This window comes from Corynebacterium sp. MSK039 (assembly GCF_030232315.1).
GTDB lineage: Bacteria > Actinomycetota > Actinomycetes > Mycobacteriales > Mycobacteriaceae > Corynebacterium.
The window spans coordinates 243719-269496 of record NZ_JASPJL010000001.1 but is presented as its reverse complement, the minus strand read 5'-3'; the positions used below and the strand labels follow the sequence as shown (position 1 = coordinate 269496).

The 25778-nt window shown below is 64.2% G+C and carries 23 protein-coding genes; 17 read left to right on the top strand and 6 right to left on the bottom strand.

Annotated elements, in window-relative coordinates; genetic code table 11:
- Nucleotides 1-18: 18 nt before the first annotated feature.
- From thyX to QP997_RS01210, 9 genes are all read left to right on the top strand, one after another.
- Complete coding sequence (gene thyX, locus QP997_RS01250) at nt 19-783, top strand: FAD-dependent thymidylate synthase (protein ID WP_070759036.1); 765 nt, start codon at nt 19-21, stop codon at nt 781-783.
- 107 nt (nt 784-890) lie between these two features.
- The gene (dapA, locus tag QP997_RS01245) at nt 891-1793 is read left to right on the top strand and encodes a 4-hydroxy-tetrahydrodipicolinate synthase (protein WP_070759035.1); all 903 of its coding nucleotides are present in this window, start codon (nt 891-893) and stop codon (nt 1791-1793) included.
- Between the two features lie 9 nt (nt 1794-1802).
- The gene (locus tag QP997_RS01240) at nt 1803-4022 is read left to right on the top strand and encodes a ribonuclease J (protein WP_284845953.1); all 2220 of its coding nucleotides are present in this window, start codon (nt 1803-1805) and stop codon (nt 4020-4022) included.
- Between the two features lie 204 nt (nt 4023-4226).
- The gene (locus tag QP997_RS01235) at nt 4227-7505 is read left to right on the top strand and encodes a DNA translocase FtsK (protein ID WP_284846014.1); all 3279 of its coding nucleotides are present in this window, start codon (nt 4227-4229) and stop codon (nt 7503-7505) included.
- Between the two features lie 243 nt (nt 7506-7748).
- Nucleotides 7749-8864 carry a TerC family protein gene (locus QP997_RS01230; protein ID WP_148811655.1) on the top strand — a complete coding sequence of 372 codons (1116 nt, stop codon included), beginning with the start codon at nt 7749-7751 and terminating at the stop codon, nt 8862-8864.
- 10 nt (nt 8865-8874) lie between these two features.
- Nucleotides 8875-9489, top strand: coding sequence for a CDP-diacylglycerol--glycerol-3-phosphate 3-phosphatidyltransferase (gene pgsA, locus QP997_RS01225; protein ID WP_070759031.1), 615 nt, complete (start codon nt 8875-8877; stop codon nt 9487-9489).
- A 21-nt stretch (nt 9490-9510) separates the two neighbouring features.
- The gene (locus QP997_RS01220; RefSeq protein WP_284780295.1) at nt 9511-10047 is read left to right on the top strand and encodes a CinA family protein; all 537 of its coding nucleotides are present in this window, start codon (nt 9511-9513) and stop codon (nt 10045-10047) included.
- A 166-nt stretch (nt 10048-10213) separates the two neighbouring features.
- The gene (locus QP997_RS01215; RefSeq protein ID WP_371260070.1) at nt 10214-10510 is read left to right on the top strand and encodes a helix-turn-helix domain-containing protein; all 297 of its coding nucleotides are present in this window, start codon (nt 10214-10216) and stop codon (nt 10508-10510) included.
- Nucleotides 10511-10617: 107 nt separating this feature from the next.
- Nucleotides 10618-11484 (top strand): PspA/IM30 family protein, encoded by an 867-nt coding sequence (locus tag QP997_RS01210; protein WP_070759028.1) that lies wholly within the window; start codon nt 10618-10620, stop codon nt 11482-11484.
- 18 nt (nt 11485-11502) lie between these two features.
- Here QP997_RS01210 and QP997_RS01205 read toward each other — a convergent pair whose 3' ends face one another.
- The 3 genes from QP997_RS01205 to QP997_RS01195 are packed head-to-tail and all read right to left on the bottom strand — an operon-like array spanning nt 11503 to nt 13479.
- Nucleotides 11503-12129 (bottom strand): energy-coupling factor transporter transmembrane component T family protein, encoded by a 627-nt coding sequence (locus QP997_RS01205; protein ID WP_284845952.1) that lies wholly within the window; start codon nt 12127-12129, stop codon nt 11503-11505.
- Nucleotides 12126-12833, bottom strand: a complete 708-nt coding sequence (locus QP997_RS01200; protein WP_148811661.1) for an energy-coupling factor ABC transporter ATP-binding protein — start codon at nt 12831-12833, stop codon at nt 12126-12128. Before QP997_RS01200 ends, QP997_RS01205 begins: the two co-directional genes overlap by 4 nt.
- A 13-nt stretch (nt 12834-12846) precedes the next feature.
- Entirely contained in the window at nt 12847-13479 is a 633-nt protein-coding gene (locus tag QP997_RS01195) for a biotin transporter BioY (protein ID WP_070760755.1), read from the bottom strand.
- A gap of 43 nt (nt 13480-13522) precedes the next feature.
- On the opposite strand from QP997_RS01195, the gene QP997_RS01190 reads away from it, so the two are divergent.
- The 5 genes from QP997_RS01190 (at nt 13523) to QP997_RS01170 (ending at nt 18297) form a co-directional block, all read left to right on the top strand.
- Complete coding sequence (locus tag QP997_RS01190; protein ID WP_070760753.1) at nt 13523-13729, top strand: DUF3046 domain-containing protein; 207 nt, start codon at nt 13523-13525, stop codon at nt 13727-13729.
- Nucleotides 13730-14139: 410 nt separating this feature from the next.
- Nucleotides 14140-15255: a recombinase RecA gene (gene recA / locus QP997_RS01185; RefSeq protein WP_284845951.1), complete on the top strand. Its 1116-nt coding sequence runs from the start codon at nt 14140-14142 to the stop codon at nt 15253-15255.
- 8 nt (nt 15256-15263) lie between these two features.
- Nucleotides 15264-15905 (top strand): recombination regulator RecX, encoded by a 642-nt coding sequence (gene recX, locus QP997_RS01180; protein ID WP_284845950.1) that lies wholly within the window; start codon nt 15264-15266, stop codon nt 15903-15905.
- An 81-nt stretch (nt 15906-15986) separates the two neighbouring features.
- Nucleotides 15987-17540 (top strand): tRNA (N6-isopentenyl adenosine(37)-C2)-methylthiotransferase MiaB, encoded by a 1554-nt coding sequence (gene miaB / locus QP997_RS01175; RefSeq protein ID WP_502870416.1) that lies wholly within the window; start codon nt 15987-15989, stop codon nt 17538-17540.
- Entirely contained in the window at nt 17533-18297 is a 765-nt protein-coding gene (locus tag QP997_RS01170) for an Rv2732c family membrane protein (protein ID WP_284845949.1), read from the top strand. Before miaB ends, QP997_RS01170 begins: the two co-directional genes overlap by 8 nt.
- 57 nt (nt 18298-18354) lie before the next feature.
- Here the strand turns inward: QP997_RS01170 and QP997_RS01165 are convergent, their stop codons facing one another.
- A complete protein-coding gene (locus QP997_RS01165) occupies nt 18355-19749 on the bottom strand; it encodes a DUF349 domain-containing protein (RefSeq protein ID WP_284845948.1) in 1395 nt (464 codons plus the stop codon).
- A 141-nt stretch (nt 19750-19890) separates the two neighbouring features.
- Between QP997_RS01165 and miaA the strand changes: the two genes are divergently transcribed.
- Nucleotides 19891-20877, top strand: coding sequence for a tRNA (adenosine(37)-N6)-dimethylallyltransferase MiaA (miaA, locus tag QP997_RS01160; protein WP_070759018.1), 987 nt, complete (start codon nt 19891-19893; stop codon nt 20875-20877).
- Between the two features lie 2 nt (nt 20878-20879).
- Here miaA and QP997_RS01155 read toward each other — a convergent pair whose 3' ends face one another.
- Nucleotides 20880-21704 carry a hypothetical protein gene (locus tag QP997_RS01155; protein ID WP_284845947.1) on the bottom strand — a complete coding sequence of 275 codons (825 nt, stop codon included), beginning with the start codon at nt 21702-21704 and terminating at the stop codon, nt 20880-20882.
- Between the two features lie 179 nt (nt 21705-21883).
- Between QP997_RS01155 and hflX the strand changes: the two genes are divergently transcribed.
- On the top strand, nt 21884-23404 hold the full coding sequence (gene hflX / locus QP997_RS01150; RefSeq protein WP_284845946.1) for a GTPase HflX: 1521 nt from the start codon (nt 21884-21886) through the stop codon (nt 23402-23404).
- 63 nt (nt 23405-23467) lie between these two features.
- A complete protein-coding gene (locus QP997_RS01145) occupies nt 23468-24844 on the top strand; it encodes a uracil-xanthine permease family protein (RefSeq protein ID WP_284845945.1) in 1377 nt (458 codons plus the stop codon).
- Nucleotides 24845-24976: 132 nt separating this feature from the next.
- Here QP997_RS01145 and QP997_RS01140 read toward each other — a convergent pair whose 3' ends face one another.
- On the bottom strand, nt 24977-25777 hold the full coding sequence (locus QP997_RS01140; RefSeq protein ID WP_284845944.1) for a DeoR/GlpR family DNA-binding transcription regulator: 801 nt from the start codon (nt 25775-25777) through the stop codon (nt 24977-24979).
- Between the last annotated feature and the right edge of the window lies 1 nt (nt 25778).

The following is a 25778-nucleotide window of genomic DNA, read 5'->3' as shown; positions in this document are numbered from 1 at the left end:
GCTCGGGCGACGAACGCTATGGCAACACCGGTGGAACTCGACGTCCAGCTCATCGGGCACACCCAATTCCACGCGCCGCCGGATATCGACTGGGAAACGGATACCGATGGCCCGTCCGCTCTCCTCGAATTCGCTGGGCGCGCGTGCTACGAGACCTGGGATAAGCCCAATCCGCACACCGCGACGAATGCCGCCTACCTCCGCCACATCATGGACGTGGGCCACCTGGCGGTGCTGGAGCACTCCAGCGCCACGATGTACCTGCGTGGCGTGTCTCGCTCCTGTGCCCACGAGGTCATGCGGCACCGAATGTTCTCCTTCAGCCAGCTTTCCCAGCGCTACGTCCCGGATGACGAGGCGCGGGTGGTTGTGCCACGCAGCGTGCAGGAAAACCCCGACCTGGAGAGACTCTTTCTCCAGGCGGCGGACGTCGCGCACGGCGCCTATACCGAAATCCTGGATAGCCTCAACGAGAATCTCGATGACGGAGCGAGCGCGAGGGTGAATGCCGCGCTGCGCGCCAAACAGGCCCGACAGGCGGCACGTGCTGTCCTGCCCAACGCGGCGGAAACCCGCTTCGTCATGTCCGGTAACTTCCGCAGCTGGCGACACTTCATCGCCATGCGGGCAACCGAGCACGCCGATCCGGAGATTCGCCGGGTGGCGATTGCGTGCCTCGTTGAGCTCCAGTCGATCGCCCCGGAGGTTTTCGAAGACTTCTCGATCACCGAGCTGCGGGATAAGACCCAGATCGCCACAAGTCCCTACGTCAGCGATATCTAGTTCGCGGTGCTGGAGTCGTCGGAAACAGGAAAACGTGTTCCCCGAAACGAGACACGGGGAGCGGCAAATAACCACAAACCTGGTGAAGAAAGGTAATCTTTACACCTATGAGTACAGGTAATGCAGCAATTCGTGGTGCTGAACACTTCGGAACGGTCTCTGTGGCAATGGTGACGCCATTCCACAAGGACGGGACTATCGACCTGAAGGCGGGCGTCGAGCTCGCCGGGCACCTGGTTGATAAAGGCTGCGATTCTCTCGTTCTCGCTGGTACGACCGGAGAATCTCCAACCACGACCAACGAGGAGAAGATCAACCTACTCAAGGCAGTTCGCGCTGAACTCGGCGATAGCGTCACGCTGATCGCTGGCACTGGCACGAACAACACCGCGAGCACCATCGAACTCTCCCGGCTGTCGCAGGACGCCGGCGCAGATTCGCTGCTCGTCGTCACCCCGTACTACTCCCGACCGAGCCAGGAGGGGCTGTTTCAGCACTTCACTGCGGTCGCGGACAGCGTCGATCTCCCGATTTGCCTCTACGACATTCCGTCCCGGTCGGTCGTCCCCATCGAGATGGACACCATCCAGCGGCTGTCGGAGCACGAGAATATTCAGGCCGTCAAGGATGCCAAGGGCAAGCTTCCGGAGGCGCTGCAGCTGCTGCAGAACACGGACCTGGCCTGGTACTCCGGCGATGACCCGCTGAACCTGCCGTTCCTTTCGGTCGGTGCGACGGGCTTCATCTCCGTGATCGGGCACCTGGCCGCGGACAAGCTGCGGGCTCTGCGTGAGGCCTACGACCAGGGCGACCTGGCGGGCGCTCAGCAGATCGCGGCGAGCCTGGCCCCGCTGGAGCGGGCCCAGGGGCGCCTCGGGGGAGTGACGATGGTGAAGGCGGCTCTGAAGCTGCGCGGCAAGGACGTTGGTGCACCGCGCCTACCAATTTTGGAAGTAGACCCAGCCGAACTGGATCAGCTGGAACAAGACCTGCAGGACGCAGGGGTTTAAAAGGATAATATGACTGAAAATCGTTCTCAGGGACGCAAGGTAACCCGAAAGGCGGCTCCGCCGAGCGCGGAAACTGCTGCACAATCCGATGCGGGGAACGCGAGCGCTGAGCAGCAGCGCGAACGCGCCGACAAGAACCGCGTGAGTAACGCTGAGGCCGCGACCGTCTTCAACGACGGCGGCCAGCAGGCAGCCCAGAACTCCGGCGCCAGCGAGGGCTCCGGCAAGGACGGCAAGCGCTCCGGCGGCGACAACGGTGGCGATAACAACGGCGGGAACGGCGGGAGCCGTTCCCGCAACCGCCGCTCCCGTGGCCGTGGCCGTTCCAAGGGCTCCAACAACGGCGATAAGCAGGGCGGCGATAACCGCGGTGGCCAGAACAACTCCGGTCGCGGCGGAAACAAGTCCAAGTCCGGCGGCCGCAATGGCAACAACCGCCGTGGCCGCGGTGGCGACCGTCGTCGCGGTGCGCTGCAGGCCATGCAGGGTGCAGACCTGACCAAGCGCCTCCCAGAGCCACCGGCCCTGCCCAAGGGTGGGCTGCGCATCGTTGCCCTCGGCGGTATCTCCGAGATCGGCCGCAACATGACCGTCTTCGAGTACGACGGTCGCCTGCTGCTGATCGACTGTGGCGTGCTCTTCCCATCCAGCGGCGAGCCGGGCGTGGACCTGATCCTCCCGGACTTCTCCTACCTGGACGATAAGTGGGACCGCGTCGAGGCTCTCGTGATCACCCACGGTCACGAGGACCACATCGGTGCGATCCCGTGGCTGCTCAAGCAGCGCGCGGACATCCCGATTGTTGCCTCTCGCTTTACCGCAGCGCTCATCCAGGCCAAGACCCAGGAGCACCGCCAGCGCCCGAAGATCGTCGAGGTCAACGACCAGTCGCACGTGAGCTACGGCCCGTTTGACCTGCGCTTCTGGAACGTCAACCACTCCATCCCGGACTGCCTGGGCATCGCGCTGAAGACCCCGGCCGGCCTGGTGATCCACACCGGCGACATCAAGCTCGATCAGACCCCGATCGACGGCCGTCCGACGGACCTGCCGGCGCTGTCCCGGTTCGGCGACGAGGGCGTGGACCTCATGCTCTGCGACTCGACCAACGCCGCAACCCCGGGATTCTCCGGTTCCGAGGCGGACGTCGCCCCGACGCTGAACCGACTGATCCGCGCCGCGAAGCAGCGCGTGATTCTGGCGTCCTTTGCCTCCAACGTGGCCCGCATTCAGTCCGCCGTGAACGCGGCGGTCGCGGCGAACCGGAAGGTGGCCTTCACCGGGCGCTCGATGATCCGCAACATGGAGATCGCAGAGCGCATGGGCTACCTGAACGCCCCGCGCGGCACCATCGTCTCCATGGACGAGGCCTCCCGCATGGCTCCGCACAAGGTGGTTCTCATCACCACCGGTACTCAGGGCGAGCCGATGGCCGCGCTGTCGCGCATGGCACGCCGGGAGCACCGCCAGATCACCGTCCGCAGCGGCGACCTGATCATTCTCTCCTCCTCCCTCGTCCCGGGTAACGAGGAGGCGGTGTTCGGCGTGATCAACATGCTGTCGCAGATCGGCGCGACGGTGGTCACCAGCCGCGACGCCAACGTCCATACCTCTGGTCACGGCCTGGCAGGGGAGCTGCTGTTCCTCTACAACGCAGCGCGCCCGCGCAATGCGATGCCGGTGCACGGCGAGTGGCGCCACCTGCGCGCCAACCGCGATCTGGCTATCTCCACCGGCGTGGACCCGAAGAACGTCCCGCTCGCCCAGAACGGCGTGGTCGTGGACCTGCACAACGGGCACGCGAAGGTCGTGGGTCAGATCACCGTGGGCAACCTGTACGTCGACGGCACCCGCATGGGCGACGTGGACGCGGATACCCTCGAGGACCGCACCGCGATGGCCGAGGGTGGCCTCATCGCCGTATCCGTGGTGATCGACAACCGCACCGGCCGTCCGCTGGAGGCCCCGCACATCCAGGCCAAGGGCTTCTCTGGGGATGCCAAGGACCTGCTCAAGGAGCTCGGCGAGATCGCCGACGACGTGATGATGGATCTGGCCGGTGAGGGGGAGAATAACCCTTACCGCATGGCTCAGACCCTGCGTCGTCGTCTCGCCCGCCACGTCTCCGATAAGTGGAACCGCAAGCCGCTCATCGTTCCGACCGTGGTTCCGATGACTAGCGAGATCGTTGAGGAGCTGGAGGACGCACCGTCCGTGCCTGCTCAATAACGACTGAACTGGCTGACCGGGCCGGGGCTCGCCGTGACACACGCGGTGACCCACGGCCCGGTCTTCCTTTTTCGTCCCCGTCCTTATGTCGCCCCGCGGGGCGGTGGGGGAGGGGAGCTCTGTGCCCGGATAACCGGGATTCTCGCCAGGAAACCCACTGCGAGGCGTGTTGAAAGTGTTAAACATGTGACTACTGGGACTAATATGGCGGACATGTCTGTCAGAAACCGTCCCGGCACGTCGCCCTCCCGCAACCGCTCCCGGCGCTCTCCCTCCCGCCCCGGTCAGCGGGATTCTCGCCCAGCTGCGAGGCGCCGTGCCCCACGCATGGGGATCGACGAGGACCTCTCCGTCGACCCCGGTGCGTCGACGGCCAAGACCGCGCGATCGGGTAGTTCGGCCTCCGACATGGAGTTTGGTAGGACGGGCAGTGCCTACCGTGCCGTGGGCGGAAGCATCAAAACGATCGCGGACTCGGTAGCCAGCGGAATCGGTGGCGCGCTCCGGCGCCCCCGGCATGAGAGCGAGGACTCAGACGCAGCCGAATTCGCCGCGCACCGACCACAAGCCCGCACGTCAAAGAAGAAAGTAGAAGGTTTGGCCTCTCAGCAGCACGAAGACGGCACCCAGCCGCGGCGTCCCCGACGCAAGAAGCAGGCGGCGAAGGAGATGGCGCCGGTCGAGGACACGCAGTTCGACGGCGATGAGTTCGACGAGGAGGGGCCACGCCAGATCGGCGGCGGTTTCGACGGCCCGGCGCTCGTCAGCGGCGGTGTTGCGATCATTCTCGCCGCCACCCTGTGGTTCAACGTTGCTGGCGCGGTCGGCAAAGGCATCGCCTACGCGCTGACCTGGGCTATCGGTGTGGGGGCGTACATCGTCCCGGTCGTCCTGCTGGGGCTTGCCTGGATCCTGATGTTCGGAGTTCGCACGACGCAGAGCTCTGACCTGCGCCGCGGCCTCGGCGTGGGTCTTGTCGCCGGATCCCTGCTGGGGATCATTCACATCTTCGCTGGTCTTCCGACCAGCACCGCGGATAAGGCTGGAGCGGGCGGCATCGTCGGACAGTTCATCGGCACGCCGATGTCCGTGGGCTTCAGTAATTACGTTGCCGTTCCGCTGCTGTTCCTCATCATGATTTACGGTGCCCTGCAGCTCACCGGCCGCACGGTCGCCGAGTTCTTCGCCGGATCCGTTTCCTGGCTGGGGCTCGAGGGCACGTTCGACGCGCTGCGTGAACGCTTCTCCCGGGATTCGGAGGAGTACGACGACGATCCGTACGGCGAAATCGACCAGCGCCTCGATGAGGCCGTGGATCAAGACGACTACTTCCTGCCAACCCGCAGCCGTAAGAAATCCCCGGCGGCTAACTACCCGGTGGAGGAGGAGCCCGCGCAGCCTGCCCGCCGAGCCCGCCGCCGCAGTGCCCCGGCGCCGCGCGCCGCCGCGCCACGGCAGCCCGAGCCAGCTGTGCCGGATGATATCGATGAGCCACTCCCACTGGTCTCCGATACGGATGAGACCGCGGTGCTCGATGTCGCCGCTAGCCCGGAGGAGGGCACGCCACGCCGCAAGCCCGCTCGTGCCCAACAGCGTTCCGCGATCCCCGCGGCGCGCGAGGAATCTCCGCAGGCCGAGCCCGCTGCCGGGCGCAGCCACGCCGAAGAGCGCGAGGCAGGAGACAAGGCTGTCAACCAGTCCCGCGAGGCCATGCGCCAGGCTATCGTCGCTCGCTCCGGCATCGACGCTGCCGCACTGGCTGCGGGTAAGACCGAGGAGCAGAACGAAAACGGGGACGCCACCGCGTCGGAGGCGTCCTCGTCCCCAGCCGCACCGCAGGGGGCAGAGAGCAGCTACGTCCTGCCGTCCACCGAACTGCTGATCCCGGGCGAGCCGGCGAAGGAACGCAGCGACGCCAACGACCGGATGATCGACGCGATCACGGAGGTCTTCGAGGAATTCAACGTCGACGCCCACGTCACCGGTTTCCAGCGAGGCCCGACGGTCACCCGCTACGAGATCGAGCTCGGCCCCGGCGTGAAGGTCTCCAAGATCACGAATCTGCAGTCCAACCTCGCCTACGCGGTGGCCACGGATAACGTCCGGCTGCTGACCCCGATCCCGGGTAAATCCGCCGTCGGCATCGAGGTGCCGAACTCCGACCGCGAGATGGTTCGCCTCGGCGACGTGCTGGGTTCCGCGGACGTCGTGGCCAACCAGGACCCGATGCTCATCGGCCTGGGCAAGAACATCGAGGGCGACTTCGTGGGGCACTCCTTGCAGAAGATGCCACACCTGCTGGTTGCCGGTTCCACCGGCTCGGGTAAGTCCGCGTTCGTGAACTCGATGCTGGTCTCCCTGCTCACCCGCGCCACGCCAGAGGATGTCCGCCTCATCCTCATCGACCCGAAGATGGTGGAGCTGACTCCATACGAGGGCATCCCGCACCTCATCACTCCGATTATCACCCAGCCGAAGAAGGCAGCCGCCGCGCTGACCTGGCTGGTGGAGGAGATGGAGCAGCGGTACATGGACATGAAGGCCACCCGCGTGCGTCACATCAAGGACTTCAACCGCAAGGTCAAGTCCGGGGAGATCACCACCCCGTTGGGCTCGGAGCGCGAATACCGTCCGTACCCGTACATCGTCTGTGTGGTGGACGAGCTCGCTGACCTCATGATGACCGCCCCGCGCGAGATTGAGGACGCCATCGTCCGCATCACCCAGAAGGCGCGAGCCGCCGGCATCCACCTGGTTTTGGCGACCCAACGCCCGTCCGTGGACGTCGTCACGGGCCTGATCAAGACGAACGTGCCGTCGCGGCTGGCCTTCGCGACGAGCTCGTTGACGGACTCCCGCGTGATCCTCGACCAGGCAGGCGCCGAGAAGCTCATCGGCATGGGCGACGGGCTGTTCATCCCGCAGGGTGCTCCGCGGCCCATTCGCATGCAGGGAGCCTTCGTCACCGACGAGGAGATCTTCGCTGTCGTCGAGGCAGCTAAGGCGCAGGCTGAGCCGGACTACACGGAGGGAGTCACCGAGGATAAGTCCGCCGAGGCAAAAAAGAACATCGACGCCGACATCGGCGACGACCTCGAGGACCTCATCCAGGCAGTCGAGCTGGTCGTGACGTCGCAGTTCGGTTCGACGTCCATGCTGCAGCGCAAGCTGCGCATCGGTTTCGCCAAGGCCGGCCGCCTCATGGATCTGATGGAGACCCGCGGTGTCGTTGGGCCATCCGAGGGCTCGAAGGCACGTGAGGTGCTGGTCAAGCCGGAGGAGCTCGAGACCATCATCTGGATGATCAAGGGCGCCGACCCAGAGGATGCCCCGAAGGACGTGCTCGACGAGGACGAAGGTGCGGAGGCCCCCGAGAACGCGGCACCGCCGACGACGTCCGGCGAGGATTCGGCTGGTAACGACGGCGACGACGACACTCAGACGCGCGTCATTCCCGCCAGCCCGCCCTCGGGGGCTTTCTAAGGCACGCCTGCGGGGACGCCCCGGCGGGTGGTGCGGACCTTGTCTGCTCGCTGGTGTAGCATTGCTCCCGATGGAGGGGAGTACCCCAATCCACGGAGTCGGTCGTCAACACGGCGGAGCGGCGGCGAGCAGGCCTCAACCCTGCCGGCGTGGCGCTCACCCGGCCACTCCGGTCAGGTCGCGTTGACGCCTGGCGGGGGAGACCTCCGGTCATTGAACACGCTTTAAGGGCCGGAGGAACCAATGGAAGTTAACGCCTTAACCTGGATCATCACGATTGTCGTGGTGCTCGGATTCTTTGTTTTCGATTTTCTTACGCACGTGCGCACACCGCACGAGCCGACGCTGAAGGAGTCCGCACTCTGGTCGGCGTTTTACGTCGGCCTGGCGATGGCCTTCGGGGTGTTCCTGTGGTTCACCTGGGGCGAGCCGGGCAATCCTCACCAACACGGGCTGGAGTTCTTCGCCGGCTACATCACCGAGAAGGCGCTCAGCGTCGATAACCTGTTCATCTTCTCGCTGATCCTGACCACGTTTAAGATTCCGCGGAAGTACCAGCAGAAGGTACTGCTCGCCGGCATCCTTATGGCACTTGCCCTGCGCGGCATCTTTATCTGGCTTGGCGCGGCTGCGATCGCACGCTGGTCCGATGTGTTCTATCTCTTCGGCATCTTCCTGCTGTGGACCGCCGCGAAGCTGGCCTACGACGAGGTCACCGGCGCCGAGGAGACCGACCTCAACGACATGAAGATCATCCGGATCCTGCGCAAGGCAGTGCCGGTGACGGACAAGGTTCATTCGGACCGCCTCTTCGTTCGGGAGGGCGGTGCGACCGGCGACGTCGAAGGAAAGAAGAAGTCTTCCGGCAAGGGGCGCCTCGTGGTGACCCCGCTGTTCGTCGCGCTGTTGGCCATCGGCTTCATCGATGTGCTCTTCGCGCTGGATTCGATTCCCGCGATCTACGGCATCACCAGCGAGCCCTACATCGTCTTCACCGCCAATGCACTGGCTCTGATGGGGCTGCGACAGCTGTTCTTCCTGCTGAATGGGCTGCTGGAGAAGCTGGTCTACCTTTCCTACGGGCTGTCCATCATCCTCGCCTTCATCGGCGTGAAGCTGGTACTGCACGCGCTGCACGAAAATAACTTGCCGTTCATCAACGGTGGCGGCAACGTTTCCGTCCCGGAGGTGTCGGTCGAGTTCTCCTTGATCTTCATCGTGTTGACGCTGGCCATTACGACGGTGCTGAGCCTCACGGTGGGGAAGAAGGCCCAGCAGAAACAGGCCGGGGTGACCGAGGAGCCAGCACCTACGCATGCAAGCGATGCCGGTTTCGGTAAAGATCCCGCAGGTAGGTAGAATTACCAGCGTGGAGACAACAGTGGAGCGGAACACGCAACCAGATACGCTGAGCGCATTTGGTCGTTTTGTGCGTCGCTTTAACGTGCCGAACGTTCTCACGACCATTCGCATCCTGCTGATCCCCATCTTCCTGTGGGCGATCGCGGGCACAGGGGCGTGGCCGGACGAGGCCGCCGCTCGGGCGGACCGTTGGTGGGCGCTTGTCGTCTTCTTGCTGCTGATGGTGACCGACCAGCTGGACGGGTACCTCGCGCGCAAGTATGAGGTGATCACGGACTTCGGAAAGCTTGCCGATCCGATCGCCGACAAGCTGCTGATGCTTGCGGCCTTCATCAGCCTCAACCTGCTGGGCGAACTGTGGTGGACGGTCACTGCGGTCATCGTCGTCCGCGAACTCGGCATCACGCTGTGGCGGCTGGTTCTCGCCCGGCGCGGGCTGGTGGTCCCGGCCTCCAAGGGTGGGAAGCTCAAAACCGTGCTGCAGACGCTTGCCGTCGCGCTGTACATCATGCCGCTGGCAGGTGCCGTCGCCTGGATCGGGCACGGGGTCATGGCCGTGGCTGTCGCGGTCACCGTGGTGACTGGACTGCAGTACATGGTGGACTCCCGGAAACAGAACTAGTCGAGAGGGCTGGGCAGGATCGTGCAGCAGGTTGGGAAAAACTCGCTGGAAGCGCTCCGCGCGCAGGCGGCGGAGCTATCCGCCCAGGTGATCGACACCTGCCGGGAACGAGGCTGGACACTGGCCACCGCTGAATCCCTCACTGCGGGAATGCTCGCCGCATGCATCGCCGATACTCCGGGGGCCTCAGCTGTACTGCGCGGTGGCCTGGTGGTGTACGCGACAGACCTCAAAGCCACGCTGGCGGGGGTGGACCGGGAGTTGCTGCGCAAGCGCGGCCCCGTCGACCCTGCGGTGGCGGTCCAGCTGTCCAAGGGTGCGGCGCAGCGTTGCGGGGCGAGCATTGGCATCGGGCTGACCGGTGTGGCGGGGCCGGATGGGCAGGACGGCCATTCGGTCGGCGAGGTGCATATCGGGTTGTCAGCGCCCGCAGGAGCCGGGGGAACGACCGTACGTACCCTGGATCTCGGAACCCGGTCACGCGCCGTGATCCGACAGCTCGCTGTGAATGGTGCGCTGGAGATGATCCTCGGGATCGCCGGCGACGGGAACAAATAGTTCGCCAGGATCGTTAGAGGTAATGATGGTAGAAAATATTTTGCTGCTAGATTCCCCCTCGCGCAGTCCAGAGACTTCCCGCGGGAGCGCTCAGCGAGCCCACTCGGCGGACAAGCTGGATGACTTCAGCGCGGAACACGTATTGGAGCAGAACTGGGATGCCTCCATGCCGATGGCACCCAGTGACGAGCCGCTGCTGCGCGAAGCTCTCGGCGCGACGCTGCGGGATACGCGTCGGCAGACAGGATTCACCCTCCGCGAGCTGGCTAAGCTCGCCAACGTCAGCCCCGGTTATCTTTCGGAGCTGGAGCGGGGGCGTAAGGAAGTTTCCTCCGAGCTGCTCGCGAGCGTGTGCCACGCTATGGGAATCAGCGTTGCTTCGGCGATCCTCGAAGCGGCGTCCATGATGACCCTTGACGCGGCAGCGGCAGAGCTGGCTTCGTCGATGGTGCGCGTGAACTAAGCACTATTGGCAGCGCGGATGCTGCTAAAATTAGCGCAGATGAGGCTCGTCTCCCACGGGGCGGGCAAAAATTTTGTCGATAGTTATCCCCAAGGAGTGCAGGCCGCATGGCAAATCCCTTCACTAAGGCGTGGAAGTACCTCATGGCTCTCTTCGACTCCAAGATTGAAGAGAATGCGGATCCGAAGATCCAGATCGAGCAGGCCATCCAGGAAGCTCAGCGCCAGCACCAGGCGCTGTCTCAGCAGGCAGCAGCGGTCATCGGTAACCAGCGCCAGCTGGAGATGAAGCTCAACCGCCAGCTGGCTGAGGTGGAGAAGCTCCAGGACAATACTCGCCAGGCGTTGAAGCTGGCGGACGATGCACAGAACAATGGCGACGCGGCCAAGGCTGCGGAGTACAACAACGCCGCTGAGGCCTTCGCCGCCCAGTTGGTGACAGCGGAGCAGTCCGTAGAGGATCTCAAGGGCCTCCACGACCAGTCGCTGCAGCAGGCCAACCAGGCCAAGCAGGCAGTTGAGCGCAACGCCATGCAGCTGCAGCAGAAGGTGGCCGAGCGCACCAAGCTGCTCAGCCAGCTGGAGCAGGCGAAGATGCAGGAGAAGGTCGCGGAATCCCTGCAGTCGATGAACCAGGCCGTATCCGGTTCCTCGCCGAACCTCGACCAGGTGCGGGAGAAGATCGAGGGCCGCTACGCACGTGCGCTGGGGCAGGCGGAACTCGCCCAGAACTCGGTGCAGGGGCGCATGGCGGACATCAACCAAGCCAGCACCCAGCTCGCGGGGCACTCCCGTTTGGAACAGATCCGCTCGGAGATGCGCAAGGAGCAGGGGCAGATCAGCGGTTCGGCTCAGAAGTCCATCGACGCCAGCACTTCCGGGTCGGCTGGCACTGCACAGTCTGCCGACCAGCAGGCGCAGCCGAATGCGGACGCCGTTGCCGAGCGCATGCGCCAGCTGCGCGAAGGCAACTAAACCCTTCCTCGTGGGCGCTTAGTCGCCCACCCCGCGCGCCTGCAGCGCCTCGCCGACTTCCCGGCCGCGAAGCAGGGTGCGGATCACCAGGGGGATGCCCAAGGCTCGGGCGGAAAACTTTCCGCCACGGGCCTGTTGTGCTTCTACGACCTCGTTGATGGTGCGCAGCTGCAGGGGGATCATGTGGATCGTCAGGCTGATGGCCAGGGAGATCTTGTCCACCGGCAGGCCGATGGCGGCAGCCGGGGCGAGTGCCCGTTCCACGGCGCGCTGGAGGTCGGAGACCTTGGTGGTCATCGTCAACAGGATGGCTACGGAGACCGAGGCCCACAGCACTAGGAAACGCACCAGGGCTTCGTTCAGACCGCTGCGCCACCACGTCAGCGCGCCGAAAGCCAGCAGAATGATGAGAATCGGGATGAGCTGGCGTAGCGCGGTGCGCCAGGGGATCTTCGCCAGAGCGTAAGCGACAACCGCGGCCACCACACAGCCCGCGCCAGCCACCAGAGTCTTGGCGAAGATGGCGGCGAGCACGAGAAAAGCAATGAGACCAGTGAGCTTCGCTCCGGCGGGAAGCCTATGAATGACCGAGCCCGTCGGGATGTACAGAACCGGGGCCGCGGTATTGATGCGGGGCAGTCTCACAGCATGCACGTCCGGTAATCCGAGAGCACAGTGGTGACGGAATCTTCGTCGGCACTATCGGCCCGAATGCGACCATCGTCGATCCAAATGACCCGATCGAAGCCTTCGAAGAGCTCCAGGTCGTGCGACACCACGATCAGCTGCTGCTCCAATGACGCCAGCGTGCGGGCGATACGTTGGCGGTTGCGCAGATCGAGTAGCGTGGTCGGCTCATCGGCGATGATGAGACGTGGGTTCATCACGAGGATCGACGCCAGCGCAAGGAGCTGCTTCTCTCCGCCGGAGAGGGTGTGGGGCGACTGCTCTTCCTTGCCCGCCAGCCCAAGCTGGTCGAGAATCTCGGCCACCGCGGCGCGCTTCTCCTGGCGGCTCAGCTTCTTGCCGCGCAGGGAGAACCCGACGTCCTCAGCAACGGTGGGCATGATGATCTGGTTATCCGCGTTGGAGAACAGGAAGCCCACCTGGCGGCGGATCTCGCCGGCGCGCTTGGCGGTGGAGAGTCCATCGACGGTGACTTCGCCCTCGTCGGGAATGTTGAGCCCGTTGATGCACCGCACCAGCGAAGACTTCCCGGAGCCGTTGGCGCCGATGATGCCGATGCGGTGTTCGGAGAGCCGGAGGCTGATCGAATCGAGAATGGGCGGGGCGTCGGGGGAGCGGCCGATACCCCGCAAGGTAAGGTCGCGGAACTCGATGAGAGGCATGGGGGAGGGAAATCTAGTTGCGGGAGCGCAGGTTCGCGGCCGGAACCAGGTGAGGTACCGCGCGGAAGACACCGAAGGTGATGACAGCCGCGGCGACGCACTTAATCAGGTCGGGAAGGATGAACGGAGTGTTGGACACCAGGGCGCCCGGGAAATCCAGGCCGAGCCGGAACATCAGCCCGACGGAACCGAAAAGGTACATCACGGCCATACCGATCACACCCGCGATTGTCAGCCCGACGATGGAAGACCAGCTCTGTCCGGGTTGATCAGTGCGGTTGCAGCGGCCGAGGATTGCTTGAGAGATTGCACCAACGATGAAGGCTGCGAAGATATAGCCCACGATGTAGCCGATGCTGGGGCCGGAAATCGCGGAAATCGTCGGGCTCCACCCAGCGAGGTTCGGCACGCCCACGAGGCCGACGCCGACGAACAGGCTGATGGATAGCCCGCCACGGAGGCAGCCGAGGATCATGGCGGTGAGGATCACGCCCATGTTCTGGAGGACGATCGGCACACCGGTGAAGCCGACTGGAATGGTTACTGCGCCTAGTGCGATGGTCAGGGCGGCGAATGCGACGATCGCGCCCAGATCGCGAACATTGAGAGTTTTCATCGATGGACATATTAACAAGTCATTGAACAAAGCTTCCCATTTTGTTCAACTATTTTTGTGCTAGCGTCCGAGCATGAGGAGAACCGAGTTTGACCGGCTTATCGCGGGTGAGTTTGGCGCCACCTACGGTGGCTGGATCGTGGAAAGCCACGTGTTGTCCAGGCTGGGGAAGACCGCCGAGGAGGCGATCGAGGCTGGTGAAGAGCCACGAAATGTGTGGTGGGAGCTCTGCCGCGACTTCGACATTCCCGAAGAGCGGATGCTCGGGGAGGATGACTGAGCCTTCGGGAGGGGGAAGATTGTTGGCTCATGTGCGTTGCTTAACGGGGGATTAAGGGGTGCGGAGAACCCGCGAAAGATCGCGGCGCGCCGTTCGAATAAATCGAACAAAGGTTCGTGTAGTGTGGTTCGAGGTAGTGGGTGGCGCGCTGCGTGTCTGCCCGGTGTCCTATAACTAAATCCGAACAACGTGCCAGTACCTCATGTTCCTGTGGATAGCTACGACAACTGCCCACAGCGAGCGCCGGTGGGCGAGGTCGGTGTCCGCTGCGGGTGATAGAACTAGCCCCAAGCGGAAGACAATAGCTTTCGCCCTCGCCCCGCGTCCGCGCGGCGAGGTGACGCCACGTTGTCGGCTTGAACTGATTAAGACAAGAACGAAAACACAGACGCGAAAACGAGGAGGGTGTCATGGCACCAAAGAAGAAGGCCACCACGGCGGCACAGAAGGATCGCTCCAAGGCGCTTGATCTGGCGATGGCCCAGATCGAGAAGGATTTCGGCAAGGGGGCGATCATGCGACTGGGCGATGACAATCGCCCACCCATTAGCGCAATCCCGTCGGGCAATATCGCCATCAATGTTGCTCTGGGTATCGGAGGCTTCCCGCGTGGCCGTGTCGTAGAGATTTACGGGCCGGAATCCTCGGGTAAGACCACCGTCGCGCTGCACGCCATTGCTGAAGCCCAGAAGGGCGGCGGCATTGCAGCCTTCATCGACGCCGAGCACGCGCTGGACCCGGAGTACGCCAAGGCTCTGGGTGTGGACACGGATGCGCTGCTGGTCTCCCAGCCGGACACGGGCGAGCAAGCCCTTGAGATTGCGGACATGCTGGTGCGTTCTGGCGCCATCGACGTGGTGGTCATCGACTCCGTGGCGGCGCTGACCCCCAAGGCGGAGATCGACGGCGAAATGGGAGATTCTCACGTGGGTCTCCAGGCTCGACTGATGAGCCAGGCGCTGCGCAAGATGACCAGCGCGCTGTACCAGACCGGCACTACCGCGATCTTTATTAACCAGCTGCGTGAGAAGATCGGCGTAATGTTCGGCTCTCCGGAGACCACCACCGGTGGTAAGGCCCTAAAGTTCTACGCCTCCGTTCGCTGCGACATCCGCCGCATCCAGGCACTGAAGGACGGCCAGGACGTGGTGGGTAACCGCACCCGGTTGAAGATCGTGAAGAACAAGGTTTCGCCACCCTTCAAGATCGCGGAATTCGACATCCTCTATGGCGAGGGCATCTCTCGGGAGGGCTCGATCCTCGACCTCGGCGTAGACGCCGGGATTATCAAGAAGTCGGGGTCCTGGTTCACCTATGAGGGTGAACAGCTCGGCCAGGGCAAGGAAAAGGCCCGCGAGTTCCTGAAGTCCAACCCCGAGCTGGCCGAACAGCTAGAGGATCGCATCATGCAAGAGCTCAAGGTTGGCCCCTACGCCAAGGCGAAGGACGAGCCCATCGCCGATGAGGATAAGCCCATCGACGTGGTTCCCAACTTCGATGACCCAGACGGCGAGCCGGAGAACTAGGCCCCGCTGTGACTGAAGGCAACGCAGCCGACCATTGGGCTACAGCCGGGGGTGCCCCGGAAAGCCGGGAGCAGAAGATTGCCGCGCTGCGGCGGGCAATCGAGTCCTGGACGCAGGGGAGCGGTAGCCAGCTCGTCGATCGGGAGAAGGAGGAGGCTCTCGCCCCGGTGGTCAACCGGGCGCAAAGCCTCATCAACCATCGCCCGCGCTCGGTGGCGGAGCTCGAGGAGCGGCTACTCAAGCAGGACTATGCCCCGGAACTCGTCAGGGAAGTCGTCGAGCGCTGCCAGCGCAACGGCATACTCGATGACGGCGAGTTCGCGAGGCTCTGGGTCGAGCAAAGAAGCAGGAATCAAAAGAAATCTGTCGCTGTGCTGCGCCGCGAACTGCGGGATAAGGGGGTCGCCGAGCAACACATCGAGGCTGCTGTGGAGCTCGTCGACGAGGAGGATCAGGACGCGATCATGCGTGGACTGATCGACAAGAAGGCCGCGAGCATTCGGGCCGTTCCTGCGGACCGCGCGGAATACAATAAATTCCTCAAGCGAGTGGTGGGGGTCGCCGCCCGCCGCGGTTTTCCCGCGGGCACCAGCCTGGCCTACGCCCGTGAGGCGTTGGATCAGCAGCTCGCCGAGCTCAAATCTAGTTAGCGCGGGGTGCCGGCGGGCGGGGCAGTGACGAACGTGACACGGTTCGTGTTCGCCCCCGCCCTGGGGGTAGGATCTGCACACGTGACTCACGCTATGGAGAAGAAAACTTCCGCATCTGAGCAGCCCGAACAGCGCACCTACGAGGTCCGCACCTTCGGCTGCCAGATGAACGTTCACGATTCCGAGCGCCTCTCCGGGCTCCTCGAGGACTCGGGCTACCAACCTGCGGCGGACGGTGAGGAACCAGACGTCCTCGTCTTCAATACCTGCGCGGTGAGGGAGAACGCGGATAACCGGCTCTACGGAACGCTCGCCATGGTCAAGCCCATGAAGGATCGCAATCCCGGCATGCAGATCGCCGTTGGCGGTTGCATGGCGCAGAAGGACAAGGACGCGGTGGTCGACCGCGCCCCCTGGGTGGACGTCGTCTTCGGCACCCACAACATCGGCTCGCTGCCCACTCTGCTGGAGCGTTCCGCCCACAACCAGCGGGCAGAGGTCGAGATCCTCGACTCCCTCGAGGAATTCCCCTCCGTGCTCCCGGCAAAGCGGGAATCCGCTTACTCGGGTTGGGTATCGGTCTCCGTGGGCTGCAATAACACCTGCACCTTCTGCATCGTGCCCTCTCTCCGAGGCAAGGAGCAGGACCGCCGGCCGGGGGAGATCCTCGCTGAGGTTCAGGCGCTGGTGGACCAGGGCGTGCAGGAGGTCACCCTGCTGGGCCAGAACGTCAACGCCTACGGCGTGAACTTCGCCGACGAGGACCTGCAACGAGATCGGGGCGCATTCGCCAAGCTGCTGCGCGCCTGCGGCGAGATCGAAGGTCTCGAGAGGCTGCGCTTCACCAGCCCACATCCTGCTGAATTCACCGACGACGTCATCGATGCGATGGCAGAGACCCCCAACGTCTGCCCCCAGCTACACATGCCGCTACAGTCGGGTTCCGACCGCATCCTCAAGGAGATGCGTCGCTCCTACCGCTCGAAGAAATTCCTGGGGATCCTGGACAAGGTCCGCGAACGCATTCCACACGCGGCCATCACGACCGACATCATCGTGGGATTCCCCGGCGAAACGGAGGAGGACTTCCAGGCGACCCTCGACGTCGTCGAGAAGGCGCGTTTCTCCAGCGCATTTACCTTCCAGTACTCGCCACGCCCCGGCACCCCGGCAGCTAGCATGCCAGACCAGATCCCCAAGGCCGTCGTGCAGGAGCGCTACGAACGCCTCATCGCGCTGCAGGAGCGCATCCAGGCCGAGGACAACCAGGAGCTGGTGGGAACGACCCAGGAACTGCTGGTCCAGGAGACCGGTGGCCGCAAGGACGCCCAGCGCCACCGCATGTCGGGCCGTGCTCGGGACGGTCGGCTCGTGCACTTCACCCCAAGCGAGGACGTTCGTCCTGGGGATATAGTGGAAGTCACGATTACCGACGCCCGTCCGTTCTTCCTCATTGCGGACGGCCCACTCGTCAACCACCGGTTGACCAAGGCCGGCGACATGTCGGGTGCTGGCCAGACCCCGACCACCGCGCCGATCGGGGTGAGCCTCGGCGTGCCAACCATCGGTATTAGGCCCCAGGCTGATGCAACCGCGGCGCCCAAGAACGTCCACGAAGGGTGTGGCTGTGACTAAAAAGAACGACGCGAATCCCGCCGATTCGCCGCAGGAAAGCAAGCCCGGCGTAGCCGGCGCCACCGAGGACAAGCAGGGCAAGGATCCGCTGGCCGCCTACCGGGGTGACCTCACCGCTGCCGAGGAGAAGGCTGCGAAAATGGTCGACTACCGCCAGCAGCTGCCGTTCATGGCTCTCGGTCTCATGTTGGTGCTCGTCTCCCTCTTCCTGCCGCACTCCCGGGACGTGCTGGGCATCGATGTGCTCTTCAACTCGCCGACCGCACAGAGGTTCCAAATCACCATGCCGGAACGGGTGTACGCCACCCTCGCCGTCCTGGGCGGCGTCATGCTGACCATCGGAACGATCGTCTCGCGATCCTGGCTGGTTGCGTGGGTCAACTGGGCTTTCGCAGGCGTGGGCTGGTGGTATAGCGTGTTCGCGATTTGGATGCGCCAATCTCGCCCGGTCACCGACCCGGCCGGCCCGCCTTCTTATGGCTTGGTCATTGGTGCGATCGGCATGACGATCTTGTTCGTGATGATCACGTGGGTGCTGTTCCGCCGTAATCCATTGCAGCGCGCGCTCGCGGCCGCCCGTCGCGAGGAGGCGCACCGTTCTGCGGAGGCTCAGGCCGCCCAGCAGCGCCTACGCACGGGCGTCGAGGAATGGCCCAAGGCTGAGCTCGAGGACATCGTCGATGATCGCCGCGCTCGCGCTAAGCAGCGCCGCCGGAAAACCGACGGCGATAAGAACATCGGTGGCCAAGAAGGCTAAAGACAAGCCCTAGCTCTTGACAAAGAGCTAGGGCTAGGGGGCTTCGAGCCCCCTCTTTTAGTTTTCCTCGGATTCGGAGTCGGATTCGGACTTCGTGGAGGCCTGTGCGGTCTCCGCCCACTGCCGCCACTGATCGGCCTGCTCCTGCAGCGTAGCGGCCAGCTTATCCTTCGCAGCCTCCTTGGCCTCATTGGCCTGCTGCTGCAGATCCTTCGCCTTGGCGAAGAACTGGTCGACGCGAGCTTGCAGCTCCGGATCGGTCTGGCGCCACTTCTCCTCAACCGCGTCCGTGACGCGCTTTTCGATCGCCCCGATCTTGTCCTCGAATTCGCGGATCTTAGCCCGCGGCACGAAGCCGATCTCGTCCCACTTCTCCTGCAGCTCCCGCAGCAGGCGCTGGGCGTTCTCGAGGTGAGCCTTGGGGTCGATCAGGGAGGAGTATTCGTCGAGCAGCTGCTGCTTCTTGGTCGCATTCTCTTCGAACTCTTCGTCGCGGGCATCCTGATCCGCTTTGCGGGCGTTGAAGAATACCTCGCGCGCAGCGCGGAAGCGCTCCCACAGCTCGTCGTCGACGTTGCGCGGGGCGTGCCCGGCGGCCTTCCACTGGTCCATCAGATCGCGGTAGGCTGCCGACGTCTCCGCCCAGCGGGTGGAGTGCTGGAGCTCCTCCGCGGCGACGATGAGCTCTTCCTTCTTTCGGCGTGCCACCTCGCGCTGCTTATCGAGGTCTGCGAAGTGAGCCCCACGGCGCTTATTGAACTGCTCGCGAGCCCGGGAGAAACGCTCCCACAACTCATCGTCGGTCTTCTTATCAAGGCCGCGGAATCCTCGCCACTCGTCGACCATCGCGCGGAAACGGTCTCCCGTTGCCTTCCACTCGGTCGAGCTTTCGCCCAGCTTCTCAGCCTCCTCGGCAAGTGCCCTCTTACCCCGGAGGGCCCGGTCCTTGCGCTCCGCCTTGGCCTGCGCGACGTCCTGGTGCGCCTTGTCGCAGTCCCGCAGCAACGCCTCAAGCTTGGTCTGCAGGGCATTGAGATCACCCACGACCTCCGCATCATCCAGTCCGTCGAGGAGCTCGGTGGCCGAGGCCTTGATCGTTGCAGCCTGCTCCGGCTGAGTGCTCAGCCGCGTTTCGAGCGTGGCGACCTGTGTGGCGAGGTCATCGAATTTCGCGCCGAAGTGCTTGAGCCCCTCCTCGGGAGCCCCAGCCTGCCACTGCCCGACAACGCGGTTCTCATGGCCTTCGCGGCGCAGCCACACCGCACCGTCGGCGTCGACTCGCCCGAAGTCCGCTGGATTGGACCTGACCGGGTGTACTGACACAGGAGCTTGCGCCTTCATCCCCGGGGTGGGCTTCACCTTTTTGGGCATGGCACCCGGGCCTGGGCGTGGGCCCGGCTTCGGGCGGGCAGCCCCGGTCTGGGGTTGGGAACTCTGCTGCTTGTCGGTCATGCTTTCTTCCTTTGCACGTCAGTCACCGGCTCCGCGAGCGGAAATACTCGTTGCGGACTCATTATGGCAGATGCCCCGGCCAAGACCGCGGCCAACTGAGGCTTTAAGGCGTCCGGAGACTAAGATTTGGCGGTGATAGCCATGGATAACTCTCAAACAGATTCGCCGCTCACCGCACCCGCCGGGGTAACCGCAGCGGACAGCCTGCGTCCACTATTGATCGTGGGGCCCACAGGCTCCGGTAAATCCGAGCTTTCCCTCGAACTCGCGCGCAGACTGGATCAGCCGGTGGAGATTATCAACGGCGATTCGATGCAGATGTACCGCGGCATGGATATCGGCACCGCCAAGATATCCCGCGCTGAACGCGCCGAATTCCCGCACCACCTCTTCGACTGTTTGGACGTCGACGACACGGCCAGCGTGGCTGCGTACCGCGCGATGGCGGGGGAGACGGTGGAACAGATCCAGGCCCGCGGTGCCCGTCCGATCATCGTCGGCGGCTCGATGATGTACCTGCAGGCGCTGGTCGACGACTGGCAGTTCCCGCCGACCGACCCGGCGGTGCGGGCGAAGTGGATGGCCGAACAGGATCGCATCGGGGTGGAAGCGCTCCATGAGGTGTTGCGTTCCAAGGATCCCGATGCGGCAGACATCATTGAGCAAAAGGACCCGCGCCGCATTGTCCGCGCCTTGGAGGTCATCGAGCTGACGGGCAAACCCTTCGCGGCCTCGCAACCGCCGAAGAATGTCCCAACCCGGTGGGGGACGAGGATCTTCGGGCTCAACGCCCCGGGGAATTGGCTCAACCCCCGGCTGGAGGCTCGCGTCGATCGTATGTTTGCCGCTGGTCTCGTCGCGGAGGTCGAGGGACTGGCCGCAGCTGGGCTGAGTCGGGAATCCACGGCCGGCAAAGCGATTGGCTACGCCCAGGTCTTAAGCGCGCTGGCGGGCGAGTGCAGCATGGAACAGGCCCGGGAGGATACGGTCGTGGGAACCCGTCGCTATGCCCGCCGCCAGCGCAGCTGGTTCCGCCGTGACCCGCGGATCCACTGGTTGGATGCGACTCTCGCCGACCCTGGCCTGCTCGCCGACCAGGTCATCGACGAGCTGCGGGGAAACACCTAAAGCTAGTGGCCTCCGCAGCCACAATCCCCGCTGCCGCAGCCGTCGGGGCTACAGGCACCAGGATCATTAATGCTGATGGCGAACTGGACGTCCCCGCTGATGACAGCGCCAGGGGTGGCGAACGGTGGGCGGGTGGCGTCCGTCGGAAGGTCGGGGTGATCCGCGGCGACCGCGAGGCAGAACTCGAACGGGCGGCGGCAGGTCAACGCCCAGAACTGCTGGCCGTTCAGCTCATTCGTCTTCAACTCCGCTTCGGAAACCTCGACCGCGACCGTGGCCTGGGCGTGCGGGGTGGTAGAGCCGTTGTTGAGCTCGGATAGTCCCCGGGAGCTCACAGAGCCGACCTCGGTGCCGCCGGACTCGGCGAAGGCGACAGCGTCCGGGAAGATGCGGACATCCGTGGCCAACGCGGAGATCGAGAGTGGCTGGTACTCCAGCGGCTCCTGCTCAGCGATCATGGGACCTTGACCAACCGTCGCAGTGAAGGAGGCGATGACCGGGGCGCTTGCCCCGCTGACCTGCAGCATCGGGCTATCGGCGACGATGTCCACGATCCCGATGAGGTCGTTGACCATCGTCACGTGCCCCGTTGTGGACAGCTGACCAGCCGGGTGCAGACCCACGAAGGAGCCATACGGCGGGGCAGCGAGGATCGTGAGCGTCGCCCCGGAGGCGTCCGCGTACTGGAGGACCTGGCCGCCCGATACCTCTCCGATGACCGAGAGCTGGCCGGAAGCATAAGCAGCCTCGAGGGCATCCTGCCACTGGGGATAGGCCAATCCAACGCTGCTGAGTTCGGGAATCTCCTTGTGGGATGCAGTAGCCATGGGGAACCAACGCCTTAAAAATCGGGGAGCGGGATAGCGGGGTTGACACGTGCTCAGCGTCCCGGCCCACAGCCGGTGAAAGGAGCATGAGCGAGTGGGGACACCGCCGGGGTTTACGCCCCGGATAAGCCCGCTATTTACTTTCTTTTATGCAGGTGACAGTGTAGAACTGGAAGGCAATGGCTTCAAATTCAGATAATGTTGTCGATCTTTTTTCAGACCCGTCGGAAGGCGCGGATTTCGACCTCGAATCTCAGCAGAGTCCGACCATCGGTGAGCTCGATCTGGAGGCGCGTTCCAGCCTCCGGCGGCTGACCAGAGGGGTCAGCAGCTACACGGACGATCAATCCGAGATCACTGAGGTCGAGTACCGCCAGCTGCGCCTGGAGAAGGTGATCCTCGTGGGGGTGTGGACCGAGGGAACAATCGCGCAGATCGAAGCGAGCCTGGAGGAACTAGTTGCCCTTGCTGAGACCGCTGGCTCCGAGGTCCTGGAGACGGTCTACCAGAAGCGCGATAAGCCGGACCCGGGCACCTATATCGGCCGCGGCAAAGTCAGCGAGCTCGCAGAGATCATCCAATCCACGGGTGCGGATACCGTGATCTGCGATGGTGAGCTGAGCCCCGGACAGATGATCGCCCTGGAGAACGCGCTGAACGCGAAGGTCATCGACCGCACCATGCTGATTCTCGATATCTTCGCGCAGCACGCGAAGTCCCGCGAGGGCAAAGCCCAGGTCTCCCTGGCTCAGATGGAGTACCTCATCAACCGGGTTCGCGGCTGGGGTACTTCGCTGTCGCGACAGACCGGTGGCCGGGCTGGCTCCAATGGTGGCGTGGGTCTGCGTGGCCCGGGTGAGACGAAGATCGAGGCCGACCGTCGCCGCTTGCGTGCCGAGATGGCACGCCTGCGCAAGGAAATCGCGGCGATGAAGACCTCCCGCGATACCAAGCGCCAGCGCCGCGACGCCTCTGCGGTTCCCCAGGTCGCAATCGCCGGGTACACCAACGCAGGAAAGTCCTCGCTGATTAATGCGCTGACTGGCGCGGGTGTGCTCGTCGAGGACGCGCTGTTTGCCACCCTGGACCCCACGACCCGCAAGGCGGAACTCGCCGATGGGCGCAGCGTGATTTTCAGCGACACCGTGGGCTTCGTCCGCCACCTGCCGACGCAGCTGGTCGAAGCCTTCCGTTCCACGCTGGAGGAGGTCATGGCCGCGGACGTCGTTCTGCACGTCGTCGACGGCTCCGACCCCTTCCCACTCGAACAGATCCGTTCGGTGAACACGGTGATCAGCGAGATCGTCGCCGAGAGTGGCCAGGACGCCCCGCCAGAGATCATGGTGGTCAACAAGATCGACAAGGCGGATCCGCTGGTCCTCGCCGAGCTGCGCCACAAGCTCAACGACGTGGTGTTCGTCTCCGCACACACCGGGGAGGGCATCGACGAGCTGGAGACCAGGCTCGAGCTCTTCCTAAACTCACTGGACGAGACGGGAGTGTTCGCGGTCCCGTTCGACCGGGGCGACGTCGTCTCCCGCATTCACGACCTGGGTACCGTCACACAGGAGGAATACGACGCCACCGGCACCGTCCTCACCGCTCGCGTCCCGAAGAAGCTCGCCCGGGAACTGGACGCCTTCCGCGTGACTGACCGACACCACGACGATCTGGACGTCAACGGCGCCGCGACCAGCTAATCCGCCCGCAGCGCGCGGGACGCGGAGCTGACGCACTGAACCCTCCTTAGCTGCAGTAGTGTTATGGCCGTGACTAAGGACAATGGGGCGCTCAACGCGCAGAACAAAGCAGGTAGTTCGGAGCCGGGCACGCCCGGGCCAGGAGAGAAGGCGGAGCACCGCGGCTCGTTCTTCGGGTGGGATTTGCACGGCAACGGCCGCGACATCGAACCGGGTGGGGTCGTTAAGCCTGAGGAGCGCCTCTCGTGGCCACGCACCATCGGCGTGGGTATGCAGCACGTCATCGCGATGTTCGGTGCGACCCTCCTGGTGCCGACGATCACGGGTTTCCCGGTGAACACCACCCTGCTGTTCTCCGGACTCGGGACGATCCTCTTCCTATTGGTGACCCGCAACCGACTGCCGTCCTACCTCGGTTCCTCCTTCGCCTTCCTCGCCCCGCTGGCGGCAACCCAGGCGGAGGGCTTCGCAGCACAGCTCGGCGGGATTGTGGCCACCGGTGCGCTGCTGTTCGTGATCGGTCTCGTGGTCCAGCTCGCCGGACGCCAGGTGCTGGATGCCGTGATGCCACCGGCCGTGACTGGTGCGATCGTGGCCCTGATTGGGTTGAACCTCGCTCCCACCTCGACGGGAAACGTCCAGGAGCAGCCACTGATCGCCGGCGTGACGCTGCTGGGGATCCTCCTGTTCACAGTGATGGGCCGCGGAATGGTGGCGCGACTCGGAATTCTTTTGGGCGTGCTGACCGGTTGGGGCTTCGCCTTCCTTTCGGGCGGTGTTTCTGAGGAGGCGCGGCAGCACGTGGGTGAGGCCGCGTGGATCGGCTTCCCGCACTTCGAGACCCCGGAATTCACGGTGACCGCCGTGACGATCACGCTGCCAGTGGTGGTCGTCCTCATCGCTGAGAACGTCGGCCATGTGAAGGCCGTGTCGACGATGACTAACCGTAACCTCGACGATCTTGCAGGCAAGGCGTTGATGGCCGACGGCATGTCCACGGTGCTCGCTGGATCCGGTGGTGGCTCCGGTACCACCACTTATGCGGAGAACATTGGCGTGATGGCGGCGACGAAGGTGTACTCCTCGGCCGCGTACTGGGTGGCGGCCGCAACGGCGATCGTGCTGGCCTTCATCCCGAAGTTTGGCGCCGCGATTCTTACCATCCCGGTGGGCGTGTTGGGCGGGGCAACGCTCGTGCTCTACGGCATGATCGGCCTGCTCGGGGTGCGCATTTGGATGGATAACGAGGTCTCGTTGACGGACCCGGTGAACCTCACCGCTGCTGCGGTGGCGATGATCGTCGGCATCGGCAACCTGACTCTGAACGTGGGCTCCATCCCGATGGAGGGCATTGCTTGGGGCTCGGTGGGCATCATCCTGGGCTACCCGGTGCTGCGCTACCTCTACGACAACTTCGGCGAGGGGCGCTACATCTCGTAGCGCTAAGTCCCGTGAGAGGGTGCCTGTCGTTGCGGAACGGATGGGAGCTGCCTGCGGCGGAGGCTTGGCCTGGGCGAAGCAGGGGGCGGGGCTGCCGACCCCGGTGCGTGTGGGAGTTCGGGAGCCCGGCAGCTACCCCTGCTGGTCGACGACCACCGTCTGAATGCCAGTGTCATTGAGCTGGGCCATGAAGCCCTCGGGGGCGGAGCTATCGGTGATGACCACATCGATCTTCTCCGGTTCGGCGAAGCTCACGATGTAGTCCAGGCCGAATTTCGTCGAATCGCACAGGGTGACCACCTTGTCCGAATAGGCAATCATCGCGCGCTTAATGGCGGCCTCGGCCGCGTCGTGGGTGGACAGCCCGTGCGTGAGGGTGAAGGCGTCGGTGCCGATGAACGCCACATCGGCGTGCAACAGCGCCAATGTCTGAAGGGCAACATCTCCCACCACCGCCTGCGACTGGGCGCGGATCTTGCCACCCAGCAGCTGCACCTTGATGCGGGGGTCGGTAGAAAGTAGCAGTGCGTTGTGCGGCGAGTTCGTCACGACGGACAGGGAGTAGTTCTTGTCGATGCTCTCGGCATGCTCGACGATGGCCTCGGCGATCATCGCCGTCGTGGTTCCGGAGTCCAGGAAGATGGTTCCGCCGTCGAGGGGAACGAACTGCACTGCGGCCCTGCCGATCGCCTGCTTGGCGAGCGCGGCGGAGTGTTTCCGCGTCTCCAGGGGGACGTAGTCGGTCTGGAACTGCCGTGCCGGGACGGCCCCGCCGTGGACCCGGTAGAGCTTGCCCTCGGCCGTAAGCTGGGCTAAGTCCCGACGGATGGTTTCGGCCGTGACCCCAAACTGGGCCGCGAGTTCGGTGACGGTGACCTTGCCCTGCACGGCGGCAAGCGAGGTGATTTGTCGACGACGCTGAGCTGAAAGCACG

Excerpts from the sequence above, each read along its gene's own strand:
- thyX (WP_070759036.1), top strand. The coding sequence starts at position 19 with ATGGCAACACCGGTGGAACTCGACGTCCAGCTCATCGGGCACACCCAA.
- dapA (WP_070759035.1), top strand. The coding sequence starts at position 891 with ATGAGTACAGGTAATGCAGCAATTCGTGGTGCTGAACACTTCGGAACG.
- QP997_RS01240 (WP_284845953.1), top strand. The coding sequence starts at position 1,803 with ATGACTGAAAATCGTTCTCAGGGACGCAAGGTAACCCGAAAGGCGGCT.
- QP997_RS01235 (WP_284846014.1), top strand. The coding sequence starts at position 4,227 with ATGGCGGACATGTCTGTCAGAAACCGTCCCGGCACGTCGCCCTCCCGC.
- QP997_RS01230 (WP_148811655.1), top strand. The coding sequence starts at position 7,749 with ATGGAAGTTAACGCCTTAACCTGGATCATCACGATTGTCGTGGTGCTC.
- QP997_RS01215 (WP_371260070.1), top strand. The coding sequence starts at position 10,214 with ATGCCGATGGCACCCAGTGACGAGCCGCTGCTGCGCGAAGCTCTCGGC.
- QP997_RS01210 (WP_070759028.1), top strand. The coding sequence starts at position 10,618 with ATGGCAAATCCCTTCACTAAGGCGTGGAAGTACCTCATGGCTCTCTTC.
- QP997_RS01200 (WP_148811661.1), bottom strand. The coding sequence starts at position 12,833 with ATGCCTCTCATCGAGTTCCGCGACCTTACCTTGCGGGGTATCGGCCGC.
- QP997_RS01190 (WP_070760753.1), top strand. The coding sequence starts at position 13,523 with ATGAGGAGAACCGAGTTTGACCGGCTTATCGCGGGTGAGTTTGGCGCC.
- recA (WP_284845951.1), top strand. The coding sequence starts at position 14,140 with ATGGCACCAAAGAAGAAGGCCACCACGGCGGCACAGAAGGATCGCTCC.
- QP997_RS01165 (WP_284845948.1), bottom strand. The coding sequence starts at position 19,749 with ATGACCGACAAGCAGCAGAGTTCCCAACCCCAGACCGGGGCTGCCCGC.
- miaA (WP_070759018.1), top strand. The coding sequence starts at position 19,891 with ATGGATAACTCTCAAACAGATTCGCCGCTCACCGCACCCGCCGGGGTA.
- QP997_RS01155 (WP_284845947.1), bottom strand. The coding sequence starts at position 21,704 with ATGGCTACTGCATCCCACAAGGAGATTCCCGAACTCAGCAGCGTTGGA.
- hflX (WP_284845946.1), top strand. The coding sequence starts at position 21,884 with ATGGCTTCAAATTCAGATAATGTTGTCGATCTTTTTTCAGACCCGTCG.
- QP997_RS01145 (WP_284845945.1), top strand. The coding sequence starts at position 23,468 with ATGGCCGTGACTAAGGACAATGGGGCGCTCAACGCGCAGAACAAAGCA.